The organism is Rothia sp. HMSC071F11 (genome assembly GCF_001809115.1).
Taxonomy (GTDB): domain Bacteria; phylum Actinomycetota; class Actinomycetes; order Actinomycetales; family Micrococcaceae; genus Rothia; species Rothia dentocariosa.
In genome coordinates, this window is sequence record NZ_KV795756.1 from 167672 (window position 1) to 188099 (window position 20428).

Sequence of the window (20428 nt, forward strand, 5' to 3'; positions counted from 1 at the left end):
GAAAGGCAGTTGTCTGGCACAGAGACAGGAACTTATTATTGGTACGAACCGGTTGAGGCAGGATCACTCGAATCCCTTGTGCATGCACGCGGATCCTTACCGCTCGCCGAGGTTGCGACCCTAGCACACCATATAGGATGGGGCTTCAAAAGCTTACACGCGGCGCATATCTATCCTGAGCATCTAGAGCCTCAGTACGTGATGATAACCATTGCTGGACTCCCCGAGTTTCTTTGCCTGCCCAGTTCTATCAAAGCGAGTAAACACCAGCCGGATGAACATGAACATGTCGGAGTTCATGATTTTGTGGCTCTTCTGTGGTATGCGCTCACCGGAGAGTCGCCTCGGCAAACTCATCAACGCATCCCGCTGCCGCTCCTTGCCGATGTACCGCAGACATTGGGAACCGAGCTTGAGCGTCTGCTTGATGATCCTAAGGCCACTGTACAGGAGGTTCTTGACGCATTCAGCGCATTCCAGACGCAGCCTCTCAACGCTTATACCAGCGCGCCTGAGTCAGTACGGTCTAAACTCCCTGTTGCTTCGCGAGAACCGAATACCGTTAAAAGCACTAAGACCCTGCCCAAGGTTAGACATCAGAACGCTCAGAAACTTATAGGGAAGAGTACTTTCAAAGTTGGACATAGCCGTGGGCGTTCAAAGGCTCGTAATTTTACGACCCGCAAACTCGTGATTCTGGGGGTTGGGAGTCTCATAATCTTAGGAGCTGGAGCAATAGCTGGGGCAACCTGGGTTCCGGAAGCTATGCATCATCATGAGTCTCACGCTACTCAGCCTGCCGTTGTGAGTACTCCGCAGGATGAGCAGGCTATTCTCACTCAGGTTATAGAGGAGCGCAATCAGTCGTTGAGCTCCCAGGGGGCGGCGACGCTGAAACTGCGCTCATTGACCCGTATTCTGCACAGAGACTCTGACTCTTTAGGAATAACCGCAGAAGTAGAGTCGCCCGGATACGCCCCAACGGATGCGGAGCAGAAAGAATCCGGTGTTCACCTTGTGGACGGCGTGCCGGTGCAGACAGTTATCTTTGAGCTGCATCGCGACGAGGGGGTATGGCGTATTGTCACGGCAACGCCAGTCACGGATAAAACACCCAACGAGCCCGATGCGCAGCCTACGGTTGTCCGTGAGCCGTGAATAAAAATAACCACCAGGGGAGAGCTACATGTAGATGAGGCAGCTGCGAGTTCAAGCGTGTAGCTCTTAAAAATATATCCCCGGTAGATCTATAAAAACTACCGGGAACATGGGCAAGAGTATTCTGCCGAAGTGAAGAGCTGTTTAGTGCCAGATGGTGGCAACGGCAACATTAATGACGGCAAGACCGCCCACTGCATGCGCTAAGCCTGTTGAAATTGTTTCTCCCGCCTTGTACTTGCGTTGACCGATGAATGCGGCAATGGCGATGCCCAATGCAATAAGAATTTTGACCGCAATCTTAATGTGGTTAGGACTGCCGGTAACCTCAGCAATTCCTACCAGGAGTAGGCCCGTTATGAGCATCAGAAGCGATGCGTGAAACTGCCCGGGCAGAACTTTAGGTGTGCGAAAATGAGCAATCCAGAGCCCAATAATAATCGCGGCACCTATGATGTGCAAAAACACAAGAACGTTGTTGAGAAGAAACATAGCTAATATTCTGACACTCTGTCACTATAATGTCTACTTTAATAAACTCGGCATAACGACGAAGAATAAAAAATAAAAAAGGGGTGCGTTGGCTTATACGCCAACACACCCCTTGAAACACGATGCTACATCATGCCAGGACCCCTTTAGAGACCGAGCTCAGCCTCAAAGTTTGCCTCTTCCAGGCGAGTCTTGAGGGTGTACAGGAAGCGACCTGCATCCGCACCATCGACCACGCGGTGATCGTAGGTGAGGGAGAGGTAGCACATAGAGCGAATCGCAATTGAATCGTTGCCATCAACGTCCTTAACCACCATGGGGCGCTTCACGATGGAGCCGGTACCCAAGATCGCCACGTTCGGCTGGTTGATAATCGGGGTATCAAACAGAGCCCCGAAGGAACCGATGTTGGTGATGGTAAAGGTAGAGCCGGTCAGCTCTTCGGGAGCGATATCGCCGGTGCGTGCACGTCCGCCCAAGTCACCAATTGCCTTAGCCAAGCCGGCGATGCCGAGATCCGATGCGTTCTTGATAACGGGAACAAGCAGACCCTTGGGGGTATCTACAGCGATCGCGACGTTCTCGGAATCGGGGTAGGTAATCTGCTTCAGATCCTCGGTCATGGAAGCGTTCAGTGCGGGGTGCTGCTGCAGAGCCTCGGTAACAGCCTGTGCGAAGAAAGGCAGGAAGGTCAGCTTTGCGCCCTCGCGAGCGAGGAAGCCGTCCTTAGCCTTGGCACGCAGTTGTGCCACACGAGTCATATCCACTTCGGTAACCTGAGTCAGCTGAGTGGAAATATCGAGGGACTCACGCATACGTTTTGCAATAACCTGGCGAATGCGTGCGGTCTTTTCGACGGTACCACGCTTGGGCGAAACTTCGAAGGTATGTGCTGCCTTGGGAGCACCGTCTGCGGCGGGAGCTGCTGACGCGGCGGGTGCTGCAGCAGGAGCGGTCGAGCCCTTAGCGGCAATAGCTGCCTGAACATCCTGCTTGCGGATACGACCGCCTACGCCGGTGCCCTTCACAGTGGACAGGTCAATACCATTGTCTTTGGCGAGCTTACGAACCAGCGGGGTTACGTATGCTTCGCCATCGGCGGCGGGAGCCGCTGGGGTAGCGGGGGTGTCGGGTGCAGAAGCAGGAGCTGCAGGCGCAGCGGGAGTTGCAGGAGCCGGTGCTGCCGCAGCAGGTGCGGGGGCAGCCGGTGCAGCAGGAGCAGCTGCGGCGGAAGAATCACCAATGATGGCGAGAACCTGGCCGACCTCTGCTTCCTCGTCTTCCGGAATGCGAATTTCGAGCAGGGTACCTGCTACGGGCGAAGGAATCTCGGTATCGACCTTATCGGTAGAAACCTCTACGAGAGGTTCGTCTACCTCGACCTGCTCGCCAACTTCCTTCAGCCAGCGGGTCACAGTACCCTCTGTGACAGACTCGCCCAATGCGGGAAGAGTCACTTCCTGACCAGATGCAGAGCCAGCTGCGGGCGCCGCAGCAGCTGCGGATGCCTCAGGAGCAGCAGGGGCAGATGCTGCAGGAGCTTCGGCAGCGGGCGCAGCAGGTGCAGCTGCGGGAGCACTGGAACCATCGCCAATGACAACGAGAGCAGCGCCAACCTCAACATCTTCGTCTTCTTCCACCAAGATCTGCTCAACAACGCCTGCTACGGGCGAGGGGATCTCGGTGTCGACCTTATCGGTAGAAACCTCGACAATAGGATCGTCCACAGCAACAGTGTCACCGACAGCTACAAGCCAGCGGGTCACGGTGCCTTCGGTCACGGATTCGCCCAATGCGGGCAATTCTACGGTGTGGGACATATCTCTTCCCATTCTCCTTGTGAATGCTTGAACTAGAAAAACTTTTACTGGGCAAGGCCACCCCGCGCATAATTTTCGTGTGATAACAAAACACGGGGTAACTCTCTGCCCTGGTGATAGGGTATCTCAGTCTATTGTGACATACCCATAATTTGATAAGGCGATAATTAGCCGTGTAGCGGGGTACCGTTCAGAGCCATGGCAGCCTCACCCAGAGACTCATTTTGAGTCGGATGAGCGTGGATAAACTTAGCAACATCCTCGGGGAATGCTTCCCAATCAACCCACATCTGAGCTTCGCCAATCTGCTCGCCCATACGCTTACCGATAGCATGAACACCTACGATCGGACCGTCCTTTTCACGCACGACCTTGACGATGCCGGAAGCGCCCAAAATTGAGGACTTGCCATTACCAGCTAGGTTATATTCGGCAACTTCAACATTGTCCTCACCGAATTTCTCCTTCGCTTTCGGCTCGGAGTAACCCACGGAAGCAATCTCAGGATCGCAGAAAGTCACCTTCGGAATATTAACATCGGGAACAACGGTGGGGTTCAAACCAGCAATTTCTTCGGCAACAAAGATGCCCTGCTGGTAACCACGGTGTGCAAGCTGAACGCCAGGAACAATGTCACCCACAGCATAGATATTTCCAACACCAGTGTGCAGGCGCTCGTTAGCAAGCACGAAGCCACGATCCATGGGGATACCTTGCTCTTCGTAACCCATATTTGCAGTGTTGGGGCCACGGCCAACAGCAACGAGCACGATGTCGGCCTCAAATACCTTACCGTCTGCCAGGGTTACCTTTGCACCGTTAGCGTCCTGCTCAACCTTCTCAAAGAAAGTACCAGTATTGAACTTGATGCCGCGCTTCTTGAAGGCACGCTCAAGAACCTTGATGATGGCGGGATCTTCGTTCGGAACGAGGTTGGGCAAACCCTCGATAATAGTGACGTCTACGCCCATAGCTTTCCACATGGAGGCAAACTCACAGCCAATCACGCCGCCACCGAGAACGATAGCGCTCTTCGGCAGGTAGTCCATTTCAAGAGCCTCGGTGGAGGTCAGAACTCGACCTTCAATAGGCAGGCCAAAAGTCTTAGAAATAGAGCCGGAAGCAAGAATAATATTCTTGCCCTTGTAATCCGTACCGTTGACGGTCACGGTATCTTGAGCGGTCAGCTTGCCTTCACCAGCGATAACCTCTACGCCCTTCATCTTCAAAAGACCGGAGAGACCCTTGAATTTACCCGCGACAATACCATCTTTGTAATCGCGTACCTTACCCATTTCGATGGACTCTAGGGTGGCGTTTACGCCTACTTTAGAGGCTTCACGAGCGTCCTCCGCCAATTCTGCGGCGTGTAGGTATGCCTTCGTCGGAATACAACCGGTGTGCAGGCAGGTGCCGCCTACTTTTTCCTTTTCAACGAGGCCAACGGTAAAACCCAGCTGGCGCGCGCGCAGAGCGGCAGAGTAACCAGCGGAACCGCCGCCAAGGATGAGGATGTCGAATTCTTGAGCCACGATGTTGCTCCCTTGCATAGATTGTGGGGCTGTAACCCCGGTGCAATGCGTTCTTTATCTATATTGCTTTTCTGTCAAACAGCAGACCCGCACCTTCCGGTTTGCGTGAGGGCGCGCACCTACGAGAGAGCAGAAAAACACTCACTACAACAATACCCCTGTTTTAGACCCTTTAAGTTCACCTGACGCTAATTTGGGGCAATAATCGCACAAACTGTGCAAATTTTTTGAAGAGCGTAACCATCCTGGAATTTATGATGTGAGATTTTGCACGTAGAAGAAGAGCAGTATCGGGGGCCCTGAGACCGTCAGTCTAGGGACCCCGATATAAGGCGGATGTTTCCTTTACTGTGCGTACGATTCGATGAAATTCACCAGGGTCGCGGTACCAAAACCGGTACCTTCCTTAGGGGTGAACCCATAAGCACTTTCTTCGTTAAAGGCAGGACCAGCAATATCGAGGTGAGCCCAGGGAATACCTTCACCCACAAACTCTTGAAGGAACAACCCTGCGATCATCATAGAACCGTAGCGTGAACCCATATTTTTAATATCTGCTACTGGGGAATTCATAGAGGCACGCAAGTAGGACTCAAGCGGGATTTGCCAGTAGGCCTCACCAGATTTTGCCCCCGCCTGCTGTACTCGATCACGGATATCTTCATCGCCCATAAGCGCAGCTGTACGCAGTCCCAGTGCCGCCATGGCTGCGCCCGTGAGCGTCGCAATATCAAGGATGACGGTGGGGTCCGATTCGGAGGCGAGGGCAATACCATCCGCCATGACCAGGCGACCTTCGGCATCGGTATTGAGAACTTCAACCGTGCGGCCGTCACGAATAGTGATGATGTCTTCGGGACGCAGGGAGGCGCCACCGGGCATATTCTCGGCAAGGCAAAGGTATCCGGTGACCTCAACCGGAATTTCCAGCTCGGACGCCGCAAGAACTGCGTGCAGAACCGATGCTGCACCTGCCATGTCGCATTTCATCGTCATCATAGATGCCGCAGGTTTTAGGGAGTTTCCACCGGTATCAAAAGTAATCCCTTTGCCAACGAGAGCTACATGTGCAGAAGGGCTCTCGGGGGTGTACTTAACAACGGCGAGTGCGGGCTTCCGCGGGGAGCCTTGACCGACTCCTGCGATGCCTCCAAAACCTTCCTTGAGCAAACGGTCATAGGGGTAGACTTCAATGCTGACATCTGAATAATCTTTGACAAGCTCTGCGGCGAGATTTGCAAAAGATTCCGGGTACAGGTGTGAAGGGGGCATATTGACGAGGCGGCGCGCATCTTTGGTAGCCTCGCCCAGGATGACAGCGCGAACGAGGGCGGGCTCGGCTTCGCTGACGTCGGCTTTTGCCACGATAGTGATGGATTCCGCTTCGTCTCGAACAGAATCTGTGGTTTTGCCGCGTACTCCTTCTTCGGAGAACGACCCGAGAACAGCACCGTGAGCTACAGCTTCAATTTCGTCGCGTGAGGTAATACCGAAGTCGAGCGCGATATGTGCAGTTCCTAAAAGCTGACGGGTTGCCGAGCCAGCAGCGAAGCGAAGGGCATCTAGGCGCTCCTGGCCAATTGTGGTGTCTGAGCCTAAACCGATGAGAGCGATGATGTCGGACGATGCCCCTTCTACGCCGGGGAGGCGAAGTATTTGGTCGAGAGCACCTGTGGCACCTAGAGACTCCAGAAGTTTATTGATGCTCTGCGCCGAATCATCAGGAAGTGAATTTGAGGCTAGGTAGGGTCCGTCTTCTCCCGAAAAGACGCCGAGAACAAGTACCTCAGCATTCAGCGATTGCAGGTCGTTGGTGTGAAGAGAAAGTGCTGTCGACATAGTTCCTCCGCGAATGGGTTGGAATATTGATATTGGGTAATGTGTTTCTACTGTACACTGCGGGTATCGGAAATCTTGACGAACAGTACGGTGAAAATACCCTTCTAACGCTTTTACGAGTGTTCGCCTCGCGCGAGAGACTAGGAAATAGTACTGTTGCGGTTAGACACATACATTAAAATAAAAAGTTCAGAGACTAAACCCGGCGAGGGAAAGGAGTGAAGATGTTAAACCCTGAAGATTTATATTTGGCGAATAATAAAATTCTTCATGATGCACGGTTGAAAAATCTCACTCTGGTTATTGCTCTCTCAAGCCCACAGGATGCAGGATCCACCGCGGGGCAGCTGGGGCATTTTCTTCTCAAGGAACTTAAGAATATTGAGATTGTGGAGTTTGATACGGATCAGCTTCATGATTACCGTAGCCGCAGACCACATATTTTCTTCAATAAAGACCATTTTGAGCAGCCAATTATGCCTGCTCTGAAGCTTTATGCGGTCGAAGATACCCTTGATAAGCCTTTCTTGCTTTTGACCGGTTCAGAACCTGATTATCAATGGCAGCGTTTTCAGCAGGCGTTGTTGTCTATTGTGCGGACGCTGGATCCTTCACTTGTGGTTCTGGTGTCAGCGTTTCCAATGCCTGTGCCGCATACACGTCCTATGCCGGTGACGGCGCATGGCTCTCGAAAAGATCTCATTGAAGGTATTTCGCCGTGGCGTCCTAAGGCTGATTTGCATGCTAATATGACGAATCTTTTAGAGGTTCTTTTCACCGAGAATGGCTTCGACACCGTAGGATTCGGCATTAATATTCCCCAGTATGTTTCTGATGCTGATTTACCGCAGGGAACGCTGACTGCGCTTGAACACGTGAGTATGGCAACCCGATTGGCTTTTCCGAGTGATGAGCTTAGGGAGGCTGCGAGGGCTGTTCATGGGCAAATTAATGAGCAGGTCAAGGAGAACCCAGAGATTGGGCGTATGATTTCGACGATGGAAGCGAATTACGATGAAAACTTCCGTACCTCAAACGTCGCTATTCCACTCTCGCAGCGCGACGCCCATAAGATTCCTGGACGTGATGAAATCGGTGCCATGTTTGAGCGATTCCTTGAGGAGCATGAAGAATAAGTAAGGCTCAAAAGATCCCATGGTTTAACTCAGGGGCGCACGCAACATAGAAAATTCAAGCTATGGTGGGTGCATCCCTACATTTTTAGGGGCCACATATGCCTTGTGCTGTTCGTGTGAGTATGGATCGTAATATTTGGATAGAAAACAACTAATTCTTATCCACAGAAGCGAAATATGTGTCCTAACGAAGCGAATGCACCTGGGTTATCCACAGGTTAGTTGGTCTGCGAACTTTTAAGGTGAGCAATCTTGCCATAGTAAAGATATGACAACAACGAGTAACCTAACGACAACCTATAGCTTACATACCGAAGAAGACTTGATAGCTCTCGTGCTGCATCAGTTTGGATACTGGCCGCAAGAATCGCTGGTGCTTTTAAGCGTGACGAAGCATGCCGTAGGGCCGTGTATACGCGTTAATCTTCCTGATGAGCAACAAGATCTAGAACAATATTTTGATACGTTAGCGAATCTGGTACCCGCCACCGTTGACGGGTTCGAGCCCATTACTGGGGTCTTTGCTTTGATCTTTAGCGGCAATGCGGCAACTCGAGAGCGGCAACTTTCACCTGCTACACGCACTGTCTTACATAATACGGATTTGTATATCGATAATCGCGCCGGAATCTCATTCAACCAGTGGCTGCCCACACTCTACGCAGCTTGCAACAATGTTCATCTTGATCTTTACGATGTGCTGTACTGCGGGTCCGTATCGCGATGGTCACTTGATCGAAACCAGCTTGCGCTCACTTACCGCGGCCCTATTGAAGACATTATGCATAGCTCGTACTATCTCGATCGGGTGTATGAGGGACGCCGAGTATCCGCAGAACCCCTGTCTGCATATACGCAATGCCTCTGGGATACTGCAACCAGTGCCTCCACGAATGAGGTGACAGAATGGGAACAAGCAAGTCTGTTGTGGATGCATACCTTTGAAGAAGAACTTAACCAAGCTACGGGTCGGCATACTGTTTTAGAACATCCCGGCTACTACCGTCAGAAAAGTATTGAACTCTGCTACTGGGAAAGTGCCCTTGAAGCTGTACGCTGGGTAATGCGTACCTATCCGCCTGAAAACGCCGAAGAGCACGATAACGCCATAAGTTTTGGGGATCGTTTACGTTCGCTGATATCGCCCGAAATAGCCGGCTATCTGCTGTGCAGCATGAATACCCAGGCAACCCCAGAATTTATACTGTACCAAGCGGCTAAAGACCTGCCGGAAGCATTGGGGGTACTAGACGGATATGACTGTATGCATGCCGCATGCGGTGAAAGAGCATACGAACCGGTGGAACCTCTATGCTACGGCAAACCAACAACTCGTCGGCGCACGACGCTGCCGGAGACCTTTTATCAAACTTTTCGGGGCGAAAGCCCCCGTATCGGAGGTATCGGGCACGGTCGCGTGAGCTGGCACGACTGGATACGGCGTACGCATCGTATACTTCAACAGCAGATTTTAGACGACACATGCGACTCGTCTGAGACCAGACCGGAAGAACACATAACGAAGATAGACCGGATGGTGGAATTTCTGAGCGGTCTAACAAAGGACTATAAACCGACCTGGAGCCGTCTTAACGCTCTCGAAGTTCTCTGTAATCTGTTGGTGCATGCGGTTCAATCGGGTGAACAGTATGGTCGACTGAGGCTTCTTCAAGCCTGGATAAATTGGCTACGTGGAGGAAATACCTATGCAGGTATTCTCGCCGATATCGCTAGGCTTCACTGTGATGAAGATATGCCTCTTTTTCAGGCCCTATCAGAATCTGTATTTCCGCTCTGGATTACGGATCCCGTGCGGTGTTGGCGTGGCGACCTTTACTTCAGTACTCTATTGCCTCACGAGGCAGCCGCCGCCAAGGTAGAGACGATTGAGCCCAAGGCAGGGTAGCGAACGTTGTGTTTGCAGGGAATAAAACAGGGTTGTCTAGGCGAGCCTTATTTGAAAGAAAATAAGATTCTGCCATACTTGATGATGACCCCGTAAAGTCTGTGCTTTTGCGCGCGCCTTCATGAGGTGAAAACGCAGGGAATAATCCCCAGTATTTAGCGGTTATATTTATTCCGCTAACCCTGCTTTCACCAGTAATGTGAGGAGCAAGACTTGACAGGGTCTTAGGTGTTTTGCAGACAAAGCACCCCAACACGAGTTAGAAAGGGTTCTTGTGGCACCTGCAACCAGCAAGAAGACCGCGACCGGTGAAACCTCTGAAGAGACTGTAGCCGAAACCCCCAAAAAGACAACCCGCACTAAAAAAACTGCAGCCACATCCAAACCTGCAAAAAAAGCGCCTGCTAAGAAACGCGCAGCAGCCAAAACTCAAGAAGACGCAAAATCTGATGCAGAGGACTCGGTCGAAACCACTGCCGAGGCCGTGCCTGAAGAGAAGCCTAAGCGCGCGCGTAAAACAACCACTAAACGTAAAACCGGTGGACGTAAGAAGAAGACCGACGAGGACGAGTTTGATCTTGACCTTGACGACGAGCTAGATCCCGAGAACGTTGACGGCGAAGAGCACGAAGACGCTGACGAAGATGAAGAAGCCGTTGCCAAAAAGGAAGAGAAGAAAGCTGCCGAAGAAGTGGCAGCTAAAGGCTCTGGCTTCGTGCTGACCGCCAGCGATGATGACGATGCACCTGCCCAACGCGTCGTTACCCCCGGAGCAACAGCTGACCCCGTGAAAGACTACCTGAAGCAGATCGGTAAAGTCTCGCTCCTGAACGCGCAGCAGGAAGTCGATCTTGCGATGCGCATTGAAGCTGGCCTGTATGCGGAGCACAAGCTTGCCGACAACCCCGACATGGATCCGAAGCTCAAGAAGGAACTGCGCTGGGTGATCCATGACGGTAAGCGTGCGAAGAACCACCTGTTGGAGGCGAACCTGCGCCTCGTGGTCTCACTCGCTAAACGCTATACGGGCCGCGGAATGCTATTCCTTGACCTTATTCAGGAAGGTAACCTTGGTCTGATTCGCGCGGTCGAGAAGTTCGACTACTCGAAGGGCTTTAAATTCTCCACCTACGCCACCTGGTGGATTCGCCAGGCGATTACCCGTGCAATGGCGGACCAGGCGCGTACTATTCGTATTCCTGTGCACATGGTTGAGGTCATTAATAAGCTCGCCCGTGTGCAGCGTCAGATGCTTCAGGATTTGGGGCGTGAACCCACCCCCGAGGAGCTCGGTAAAGAGCTGGACATGGCTCCCGAAAAGGTTATTGAGGTGCAGAAGTACGGGCGCGAACCTATTTCTCTGCACACGCCGCTGGGTGAGGATGGCGATTCCGAGTTCGGCGACCTGATTGAGGATTCGGAGGCTGTCGTTCCGGCTGACGCAGTGTCATTCACTCTTCTCCAAGAGCAGCTGCACTCGGTGCTCGATACGCTCTCCGAACGTGAAGCGGGCGTGGTTGCTATGCGATTCGGCATGACCGACGGGCAGCCGAAGACTTTAGACGAAATTGGCAAGGTATATGGCGTGACGCGTGAGCGTATTCGTCAGATCGAATCAAAGACCATGTCGAAACTGCGTCACCCCTCGCGTTCGCAGGTTTTACGTGACTATCTAGACTAGAGACAATACCCCCCCCTAGTCGTAACGTGTTGAGTGCGCCCATCAGACCTTTCTGATGGGCGCACTTACGTATAACACTTAATACAATTAAGCAGTATGCGAATAGAAAACGCCCCTACTGAAATCTATCTTGAGGGTGAAAGAGCGTAACTTGCAGCCTTGGATACCGCGCTGTTGCGGCTTGGAAGGGCCCGCTAACAAGGCGGTGGTAAACAACGCAAATCTAAGGCATGTTCGTGCGTATAAAGTCGACCCTGCAAGTACACGACACGGAACGCAAGGTATGGCATAGCGTGTTTATCTGTGATTACCTAGAAGTAGTGGTTACCACAAGATAACGAACCCGCATTTTTCCGGAAATGCAACCAACAACCGCATCCCACATCCACATCACCGATAGGGGACGATACTGTGAGTATTCTTGAAAAGACCGCTCTTGAACAACAAGCCCTGAACGTTATTGACCGCATCAATGCACAGCAGATATCGCCTGTTATTTTCTTTGACACTCAGCAGACATCAGAACCTCTGCCAGTGACCGCTTCTAAGGTTGGAGGTGTTCCCTACGTTCCGGTTGGTACCGCGGCGCCGACCAACGGCAGTGGACAGAATTTGGGGCTTATTGCCCAGATTAATTGTTCTGAGCTTCCCACAAACGACATTTACCCCGAAACCGGAATCCTACAGTTCTGGCTTGATCCGCACGAAGACTTGTGGGGGCTAAACTTAGACGATCCCACCAGCCAACAAAAAACTCGAGTTGTCTATTATCCGACTCTGGATGCGCCAGACTCCGGGGTCGGTACCGCCGTAACGGAACTTATAGTTAATAATCCTCAAGATGACTTATATTGGCCGGTCAGCGGGCGTCATGGGTATGGTCTTATCGCCAAATCCCAGAGTAATGAAGAATGGATTTTTGACGGACGCCCGCATTCGGAATTTACTCGAATCTGGAACGATATGTACCCCGAGCAGCTTATAGCGAGCATTTGGGACCTTCGAAAGTTCGACGGCGGTGCTGACACTCTCAAGACTTTACGCGATATGACGGGCACCCCCGAAAGCTATACCCATCACAAAATTGGTGGTTACCCCCTCTTCGAGCAACGCGATCCGCGTGATGGTGATGCGGCTCTTACTCAGTACACCGTGAATCTGCTGACGCTTATATCACGGGTGGAGTCAGGTAGCCATGAGGGCATTATGTGGGGCGATATGGGAACCGCAAACTGGATGGTGACCTCGCACCAGCTTAAGAACCGAGACTTCTCGAAGGTTCTCTTCGAATGGTCATAAGGTCCAATACTTAGGACCAGCTGGCTGTACACACAAAATTCTCCGGCGTGTATCTTCTCCGACCGGGTGTAAAGATAATGCTTCATGCTAAGGTGTGAGTCATCTTTATATAATACTGGGCACCCAACCCAACGAGGAGAACGCGTGACGGATAAACAGACAGAAATACTAGAACGGGCTCGCACTTTACTGGCTGAGATGAATGTGGGACATCAAGTTCCCACGATGCGTATCAATACACAATTCGCTAAGTACAAGACATTGCCGGTCACCGCCTCCAAAATCGGGGGAGTGCCGTACCTGCCCAAGGGGCAGGACGGTCCCGTAGACGTTAATGGTGAACCTTTGCACATGATTGCGCAGATTAACTGCGCCGATTTGCCACCGAATAGCATTTACCCGGCGGAGGGGATGCTGCAGTTCTGGATTAGCCCGATCGAGACCGATACGGAAGATTACACCTCATCACGATATGATCGCGTGATCTACTATCCCAAGCTGGGAAAAGCGAACAGGAAGGCTCATAAACTAGTCATTACCGAGGATAATGGCTTTATATGGCCTCTTTTGGGCGGAGAATACGCCCTGAGCTTTGAGCCTGAAAACCTAGAGCCCGGGCTAAAACTCAAACAATACAGTACCGGGCAGTTATTTACGCGGTTGTGGAATGAACGTTACCCGCAGGAGCAGATTGAAAGTCCTTGGGACCTTGATGAACTTGCAGGGCTTGAAGGCGATGACCTTGCGAGCACCTTTTATGAAGATCTTGACCACCACCAGCTGGGCGGTGTTCCCGAGTATATCGACTGGGACCCCCGAGATGACAATGAAGAATGGAAAGACTACACGATTAATCTGCTCACTCTTGTCTCTGCATATGAAGGTGACACCATAACCATCATGTGGGGCGATGCCGGAGTGGCAAACTGGCTGATTACCCCAGAGCAGCTAAAGAATTTAGATTTCTCTAAGGTCTTTTATTCGTGGGATAGCTGCTAAAGAAAATACACCATGAGCACTATTTTTGAGCGGGTCAAACACCTTAATTATCTGCTGAGCCAGCAGGATCGTAAACCCACTATGCGTATCATTCCTCGCGCAGTTCAGGGAACTGTGCCGGTGACCGCCTCTAAATTTGGGGGAGTGCCGTACCTGCCCGCCGGGGCTCAGGCCCCCACTAACCAGAACGGTAGGCCGCTGGGTATGGTCGCACAGATTAACTGTGCTGAATTACCCCAAAATGAGCTTTACCCCAAGACCGGGATACTTCAGTTCTGGCTGGATCCGTATGATGATTTGGGACTGGGCGTCGATCTGAAGAACCCGGTGTCGCAGGTCAATACTCGCGTGATCTATTATCCTAATCTTGAGGAAACAAACCCATGTGCCCACACTCTTGTTATGCCAGATCAAGAGAAACAAACCGAGATGGAATTTATGGCCTGGCCAGTACACGTGGATCAGGGATGGGAAATCGGACTCAGCTTTGAAGAAGCCTCAGAAGGAATAACCCCACAGAATTGGTGGGTCTACCAGAGCCGGTTTGTAGAGTTGTGGAATGAACTATACCCCCAGCAGCCTATCGGCGATTTCGCGGGTGTTGATGCATACGCGCCCACAGATGAGGAACGCCCGAGCATGACGTTCTACCGCGACATAGATCAGAGAAGTTACCACAAACTTGGCGGATACCCCGAGTTTACCCAGCAGGACCCGCGTCAAGAGCATGATGGGCTCGATAACTACACAATCAATCTGCTCACCATGTTCTCTGAGGATGCTGAAAAATTTGTTACTGTTTGGGGAGATCAGGGCGCTGCAAACTGGCTGATAACTCCGGAACAGCTGAATAACCGAGACTTCTCGAAAGTCCTTTTTGAATGGTCCTGTGGCTAGCTGCTTCGCACCGATTGTTTGCGTGAAATATAGTCTATAGTCCAAGTTGAGCAAGAAACCGCTCAGCAACGGCCTGCACTTCATCAAGACCCCGAACACGTTTTATCTGCGGCTCCACCAAGTTGCCAAGCTGAAAACAAAGCGCCATGAGAGAACCCATCATAGACCCGATGGAATCCGAATCGGAATCTACCGATATGGCCTGCGTGTAAGCATCGAGCAAAATATGACGGGCTAGACCGGAGGAGACGCGGGCGCGCGATTCCGCGTAGAGCGCCACCCACACGGCGATCCCCAACACCGTCGTAGCCATCCAATCGGTACCGAACTCTTGTGCTACTGTCTCCGCAGAGGGCTCTACAGGATGTTCTCCGCTCCCGAGACGAAGCGCCTGCTCTAGAACATAGCGGGTCTGCGAACCGTCACCGGGAAACACACTATCCGCATTTACCGTGCCGCACCACTCGATAATTGTCTTTACTGATGCGGCGAGTATGTCTGAAGATCGTGAAGGTTGGTCCGAAGTTACCCGACCCAGAACATCACGAACCAGCAGAGCATATGCTGCTGCAGAAACTAGCGCCTCCGGATGCCCATGTGTGAGCGCCGCGCCACGTACCGCCAACGATACAACTGTACGTTCCTGCTCCACCGGTAAAAACCCGAAGGCAACCGACCGTACAAGAGCACCAGAACCTAGCCCCTCAGGATTAATGTTCTGCGTAGCGGTCTGCATCTCTCCGCTTGCTAAAGCACGCAGAGTTGCTTTCCCTGGACCTTCCTTTCGGGTCATATACGTACCATGATCGATGGTACGAGGCAGAGCATAAGGAGCGTTCTCGGGTAAAACGAAACCCATACCTCGGTACCAGCGCAGATAGGCGAGCCACAGACATGCCGCTTCATCGGCAGCTGCCCCTTGATTGTTCCACTCCAAAACCTCGGTCAGGGCATCAACGGTATAGCAGGTCAGCTGGGTGTCATCGCTAAAGACCAATGGGGCATTTTCCGTTACGATGTTCTGCGGGCGTTCCGCGATCTCGGCGGCGCTCAGAAGCTCTAAAGGATACCCGAGCGCATCGCCTAGTGTACCCGCAATCAGGGCAGACCGAAGGCGTTCGGCATACATTGGAGAAGAAATATGAGGCACCCGAGTAAAATCACCCATAACGCACATTATCCCATACCCCATAACGCCAAAGCACGGGCGTAAGTTACGTACATGATGAAATCAGGGTGCATGTTCCAGCACCCAATGTAATACTAAAAACTATGAAGATTCTGCACACCTCCGACTGGCATTTAGGGCGTACCTTCCACCGGCACAGCCTGCACGAATGGCATCAACGGTTCATCGATGAACTTATCGACTATGCGACTGCCGAAAAGATTGATGTGCTCCTTATTAGCGGAGACGTGTACGATAGCGCCCACCCCAGTGCCGAAACCACCGAGCTTCTTGGCAAGACTTTAGACCGTCTGGCGCTCGCGGGAATTCAGGTAGTTCTGAGCGCGGGAAATCATGATTCCGCTCGTAGGTTAGGGTATGGGGCAGGTACTTTAGCGCGGCAGGGTATATACCCTGTGACGACTTTGAAGGAAACATTTGAACCGGTAGAGCTCACCCGGGACGATATACGAGTGCGTATTTATGCCGTGCCTTACCTAAACCCACGTTATTATGGGCGTCAGCTTGATGTTGAGCCCACCCATGCAGCCGTGCTGGGAGAGGTCTGCACACGAATTCGAGAAGACAATGAGAAACGGAACGCAGGGGAGAACCCCGCAGATTTCACCATTGTCATGGCCCATGCCACCGTGAGTGAGCACGGTGACTTCAATGAATCTGTGCGTTCTTCTTCGGAACGAAATATCAGCGTAGGCGGCGTGGACTGGGTGCCAGCTGCGCTCTTCGAGGGATTCGATTACATGGCATTAGGACATATTCACCGCCGCTACCCGGTGACGGATCGTGTACGATACAGCGGCTCGCCGCTACCTTTTTCCTTCAGCGAAGAAGCTAATAAGAACGGAGCCTATTTACTGAACCTCACAGCACGCGACGGGGGCATGGAACTGCAGGTCGAATCCCATGAATGGCGCACTCGGCTGCCCCTCAAGACCCTGACGGGAACTTTCGATGAACTGATGGAAAGCGACGAATTCTCGCCCTACGAAACCGAGTATTTTTGCCGTATTATCCTGCGCGATGATAAGCAGCCGGTAGGTACTCTCGACGAGCTCCGTAAACGATATGAGAATATTGCCTCGTTCGTTTTTGAGCCTCTGCATCAACAACCGCGCGCAAACACTCGCCCGCGCATCACCGAAACCACTAACCCGGCGCATGTGTGCGAGGAGTTTTACGCTACCGTGCGGGCGCATCCGCTGGAGGCGGCAGAAACCCGAGCCCTTGAACATATTGTTGATGAGGTTATCAGCAGCGGGAGGTCAGCATGATTTTTCATCGCCTAGAATTTGAAGCATTCATGGCCTACCCCAAGCGAGAGGTCATAGACTTTGATGCCCTCAACGAAGCCGGTATTTTTCTTCTTAATGGTTCCACCGGGTCGGGAAAAACGACCGTACTCGACGCTATCTGTTATGCGCTATATGGAATGCCCTCTTCCGAGCGTGATATAGGATCTTTGTACTCTACCCATGTGCCCCCTGGAGAAATAAAACCCCATATTTTTCTGGAGTTGAGCATACAGAATCGTCGTCTAAGGATCGACCGAACCCCAGCGTACCGTCGGCTCATCACACGTGGGAAAAATAAAGGAACACCCACCCTCGAAAATCCGCAGGCATTAGTTTCTGAACTTATTCCGGGCAGAGACCCGCAGGATGAACAATCCTGGCGTAAAGCAGCGGAGGGCATGGCAGACTCGGCGGACTACCTGACAAAACTTATAGGACTCAACCGAGAACAATTCTTGAAGGTTATGCTCTTACCGCAGGGGCAGTTCGCAGATTTTCTTAAAGCTCGCAGTAAAGACCGAATTCCGTTGCTTAAACAGCTTTTTCCGGTTGATACCTATGAACAGGTAATGAATAGGCTTCGAGAGAAAGAACAGATTAGTGAGCGTGCTGTACAGGATATTAAACATGCTTTAGACAGGACTCTTGAGCAGACCGTCACGACGTACACAAAACTATGTGAACGACTTTCGCGTAGCGGCACAGACCTTGACGACAACAAAAATATCGTTGATGCGCAGGAGCGTGAAGTTTCTGAAGCATATACCAAACTTGACCTAGCGACCGATCTTGAGACTGCACGGCATGATTTCGAGGGGTGGTTCACGGAGCATCTTCACGCTGTACGCCGGCAAGAACAGCAGGATGAGCACGCCCTGACCGACCTCAAAGATGAACGTGAAAAACTTGCCGCGCAACAGCAGGACATAGCCCAGCGAATACAGGATTGGGCGGAATATGAGAAACTGCAGTCGGCATGGGCGCGACACGAATCCCAGGAAGAGGAACATAAGAAACAGTGCCGAACGCTCAGTAACTCTCGGGCAGCAGCCCCTGTGGAGGCTGAACTGGAACGTTCTCGTCGTGATGAGGAACGCCGGATGCACGCCGCCGAGCACGCACAGGATACGCTGAACATGGCTCGGTGCAGCGCCTCACAAGCTCTAGAAGCCCTAGGGGACTGCACCGAGCACCTTGAGGCTTCACTGTACCGGATAGACACGGCGCAGGATCTTCAACGGGTTCTCAATCAAGCTCCAAGCGTGATGGCGCAGCTTCGGGTATACCAGCACGATGAACAAGCTTTAGAAGAGGCAAAAGCAGCCCTTACAGCGCTCAAGCGGGACTCCGAGAAAGCGCAACGTACGGTGGAAGGAATTGCGAAACGCGAGCTCCAGAGCCAGCAAAAACTCAGTGATATTAGCAAGCGGCTAAGCTCCCTGCACGATGTTGAACAGAACTACGCTCGGGCCCAACTTGCCCTAGAAACTGCGAAAAAGACCCAGCAAGAAGTCGCTGCCCATGCAGAAAAATTAGAGCAGGCGCAAACTGCTCACGACCAGGCCGTGCAGGCGTATGAGCTAATTCAGCGGGTATCTATCACCGCATCGGAAGAGTACACGAGGCTTCAAAAACGGCGTCTAGAGCAGGTTGCTTTCACACTTGCAGAGGAGCTGGACGAAGGACAGCCCTGCATGGTGTGCGGCTCTCGGGAGCATCCGCAACCGGCCCAGCCCAGCGTCAGCGGCATTACCTTAGTGGAACAATCTGAGATTGATGCCGCCGAGGAACGTGCCCACCGGGAGCAGCAGAAAGCGTCGGCAGCAGCTACTTCCGTGGCACAAACCCAGACCGTTTTGGACCAACTTAACGAGTCTCACATGCCTGATTCTCAAGAAGCACAGAGTCAGGTGACAGAAGCACAAAATATCTATAACCAGGCTCAAGAAGCCTTAACACACAAGCGTGAAGTGCAGCATCAACAGGAAAAAGAGACGCTTGAACTTCAGAAAATTTCGGAAGAGCAGACCCGGGCACGTACATCTTTAACCCAACTGCAGACTCAGCAGGCGAGTGAGCAGCAAACTCTGACAAAGCTTGAGAAAAAACTTCGTCAGGTGGCGGCTACCATAAGTTTTGCCGACCGGGTATGCAAGCTTGAAAGCTACGTGGAGCAGGCGCATCGTGCCGTTGATGCAAGCCGTCGTCTTGACGACGCCACAATCAGCGCCGCAGAGAGCGCCCATCAGGCACAGCAAAGTCTGGAACGGTCGGTTTTCGAGACTTTCGAGGCGGTTCAGCAGGCGGTTCTCACAGAGGTACAGCAACAGCATCTTGAGCAGGCTATTTCGGCTTATCGAGAAGAACATGCCACTCTTCAAGCCTCTCTTGACCGACCAGCCATGCGTACCGTTGCCACGCTTATTGAGCATGGACAGAAGGCTCCTTCCCAAGAAGAACTTACCCGCATACGTCAAGAACGCGATAATGTTGAGCAACAGTATGAAACTTTGATGACACGCGAGGGTATTCGTACAAATGGTATTGAAACTTTAGAATCTCTGCTTCAGGACTACCAAGAACAGCAAGGGGAATCAGCCCATGCCGTGGAACAGGCCAATCTTTACGCCGGGCTAGCGAGCATCGCTCGGGGTGACAATCCTGATAAAAACCATCAGATAGATCTTGTGAGCTATGTGCTCGGCGGTGAATTTGAGCAAGTCTTGCAAGTGGCTTCTGAGCATCTGCAGCGTATGAGCGATAATCGTTACCGTTTGGTACTCAGCGACAAACGAGAGAAACGAGCGCGTATTGGCGGCGGTCTGAGTATTAGCGTTGAGGATAACTGGAATAACGACCAGCGTGAGGTGAATTCTCTTTCCGGCGGCGAGTCTTTCCTCGCATCGCTTTCATTAGCCTTGGGTCTTGCCGAAGTTGTTCAAGCACGTAACGGCGGTATAGAGATTGAAACACTTTTCATTGATGAAGGTTTTGGAACTCTCGATGCGCAGACTCTGGAGCTTGTAATGGAAACACTGGAGAATATTCGAGAGAACGGTCGTGTTATTGGACTTATATCACACGTTGAAGATATGAAAGAGCGTATTTCTGCCCAAGTCAGTATAGAAAAGCGACAAAATGGCTCGACTCTTCGAGTTAACGTTTAGGTTTGGACGAATGCGGGGGTA

The 20428-nt window shown here is 52.0% G+C and carries 14 protein-coding genes; 9 read left to right on the plus strand and 5 right to left on the minus strand.

Annotated features, from left to right (window positions below; translation table 11 throughout):
* The first annotated feature begins 9 nt into the window (after positions 1–9).
* The gene (locus HMPREF2554_RS05235) at positions 10–1158 is read left to right on the plus strand and encodes a serine/threonine-protein kinase (protein WP_246826011.1); all 1149 of its coding nucleotides are present in this window, start codon (positions 10–12) and stop codon (positions 1156–1158) included.
* A 144-nt stretch (positions 1159–1302) separates the two neighbouring features.
* Here HMPREF2554_RS05235 and HMPREF2554_RS05240 read toward each other — a convergent pair whose 3' ends face one another.
* The 4 genes from HMPREF2554_RS05240 to HMPREF2554_RS05255 form a co-directional block, all read right to left on the minus strand.
* Entirely contained in the window at positions 1303–1650 is a 348-nt protein-coding gene (locus tag HMPREF2554_RS05240; protein ID WP_070554273.1) for a hypothetical protein, read from the minus strand.
* Between the two features lie 146 nt (positions 1651–1796).
* A complete protein-coding gene (sucB, locus tag HMPREF2554_RS05245; protein WP_070554276.1) occupies positions 1797–3470 on the minus strand; it encodes a 2-oxoglutarate dehydrogenase, E2 component, dihydrolipoamide succinyltransferase in 1674 nt (557 codons plus the stop codon).
* A 167-nt stretch (positions 3471–3637) separates the two neighbouring features.
* The gene (gene lpdA / locus HMPREF2554_RS05250; protein WP_004004973.1) at positions 3638–5020 is read right to left on the minus strand and encodes a dihydrolipoyl dehydrogenase; all 1383 of its coding nucleotides are present in this window, start codon (positions 5018–5020) and stop codon (positions 3638–3640) included.
* Between the two features lie 327 nt (positions 5021–5347).
* Positions 5348–6841 carry a leucyl aminopeptidase gene (locus HMPREF2554_RS05255; protein WP_070554278.1) on the minus strand — a complete coding sequence of 498 codons (1494 nt, stop codon included), beginning with the start codon at positions 6839–6841 and terminating at the stop codon, positions 5348–5350.
* Between the two features lie 224 nt (positions 6842–7065).
* On the opposite strand from HMPREF2554_RS05255, the gene HMPREF2554_RS05260 reads away from it, so the two are divergent.
* From HMPREF2554_RS05260 to HMPREF2554_RS05285, 6 genes are all read left to right on the plus strand, one after another.
* Positions 7066–7977 (plus strand): PAC2 family protein, encoded by a 912-nt coding sequence (locus tag HMPREF2554_RS05260; protein ID WP_070554280.1) that lies wholly within the window; start codon positions 7066–7068, stop codon positions 7975–7977.
* 268 nt (positions 7978–8245) lie between these two features.
* A complete protein-coding gene (locus HMPREF2554_RS05265; RefSeq protein WP_070554282.1) occupies positions 8246–9883 on the plus strand; it encodes a DUF4192 family protein in 1638 nt (545 codons plus the stop codon).
* A 274-nt stretch (positions 9884–10157) separates the two neighbouring features.
* Positions 10158–11564 carry an RNA polymerase sigma factor gene (locus HMPREF2554_RS05270; protein WP_070524231.1) on the plus strand — a complete coding sequence of 469 codons (1407 nt, stop codon included), beginning with the start codon at positions 10158–10160 and terminating at the stop codon, positions 11562–11564.
* Between the two features lie 411 nt (positions 11565–11975).
* Complete coding sequence (locus tag HMPREF2554_RS05275; RefSeq protein ID WP_013399322.1) at positions 11976–12863, plus strand: YwqG family protein; 888 nt, start codon at positions 11976–11978, stop codon at positions 12861–12863.
* A gap of 144 nt (positions 12864–13007) precedes the next feature.
* Positions 13008–13862 (plus strand): YwqG family protein, encoded by an 855-nt coding sequence (locus HMPREF2554_RS05280; protein ID WP_070554284.1) that lies wholly within the window; start codon positions 13008–13010, stop codon positions 13860–13862.
* 12 nt (positions 13863–13874) lie between these two features.
* Positions 13875–14759 (plus strand): YwqG family protein, encoded by an 885-nt coding sequence (locus HMPREF2554_RS05285; protein ID WP_070554285.1) that lies wholly within the window; start codon positions 13875–13877, stop codon positions 14757–14759.
* Between the two features lie 34 nt (positions 14760–14793).
* Here HMPREF2554_RS05285 and HMPREF2554_RS05290 read toward each other — a convergent pair whose 3' ends face one another.
* Positions 14794–15927, minus strand: a complete 1134-nt coding sequence (locus tag HMPREF2554_RS05290) for an ADP-ribosylglycohydrolase family protein (protein ID WP_013399319.1) — start codon at positions 15925–15927, stop codon at positions 14794–14796.
* A 104-nt stretch (positions 15928–16031) separates the two neighbouring features.
* On the opposite strand from HMPREF2554_RS05290, the gene HMPREF2554_RS05295 reads away from it, so the two are divergent.
* Positions 16032–17219 carry a metallophosphoesterase family protein gene (locus tag HMPREF2554_RS05295; RefSeq protein WP_070554287.1) on the plus strand — a complete coding sequence of 396 codons (1188 nt, stop codon included), beginning with the start codon at positions 16032–16034 and terminating at the stop codon, positions 17217–17219.
* Positions 17216–20407 carry an AAA family ATPase gene (locus HMPREF2554_RS05300; protein WP_070554289.1) on the plus strand — a complete coding sequence of 1064 codons (3192 nt, stop codon included), beginning with the start codon at positions 17216–17218 and terminating at the stop codon, positions 20405–20407. The genes HMPREF2554_RS05295 and HMPREF2554_RS05300 overlap by 4 nt, the downstream gene beginning before the upstream one ends.
* Positions 20408–20428 lie beyond the last annotated feature (21 nt).

What these genes read in the sequence shown, in the direction of transcription:
- lpdA (WP_004004973.1), bottom strand. Translation starts at nt 5,020, where the DNA reads ATGCAAGGGAGCAACATCGTGGCTCAAGAATTCGACATCCTCATCCTT.
- HMPREF2554_RS05285 (WP_070554285.1), top strand. Translation starts at nt 13,875, where the DNA reads ATGAGCACTATTTTTGAGCGGGTCAAACACCTTAATTATCTGCTGAGC.
- sucB (WP_070554276.1), bottom strand. Translation starts at nt 3,470, where the DNA reads ATGTCCCACACCGTAGAATTGCCCGCATTGGGCGAATCCGTGACCGAA.
- HMPREF2554_RS05295 (WP_070554287.1), top strand. Translation starts at nt 16,032, where the DNA reads ATGAAGATTCTGCACACCTCCGACTGGCATTTAGGGCGTACCTTCCAC.
- HMPREF2554_RS05240 (WP_070554273.1), bottom strand. Translation starts at nt 1,650, where the DNA reads ATGTTTCTTCTCAACAACGTTCTTGTGTTTTTGCACATCATAGGTGCC.
- HMPREF2554_RS05300 (WP_070554289.1), top strand. Translation starts at nt 17,216, where the DNA reads ATGATTTTTCATCGCCTAGAATTTGAAGCATTCATGGCCTACCCCAAG.
- HMPREF2554_RS05290 (WP_013399319.1), bottom strand. Translation starts at nt 15,927, where the DNA reads ATGGGTGATTTTACTCGGGTGCCTCATATTTCTTCTCCAATGTATGCC.
- HMPREF2554_RS05260 (WP_070554280.1), top strand. Translation starts at nt 7,066, where the DNA reads ATGTTAAACCCTGAAGATTTATATTTGGCGAATAATAAAATTCTTCAT.
- HMPREF2554_RS05255 (WP_070554278.1), bottom strand. Translation starts at nt 6,841, where the DNA reads ATGTCGACAGCACTTTCTCTTCACACCAACGACCTGCAATCGCTGAAT.
- HMPREF2554_RS05265 (WP_070554282.1), top strand. Translation starts at nt 8,246, where the DNA reads ATGACAACAACGAGTAACCTAACGACAACCTATAGCTTACATACCGAA.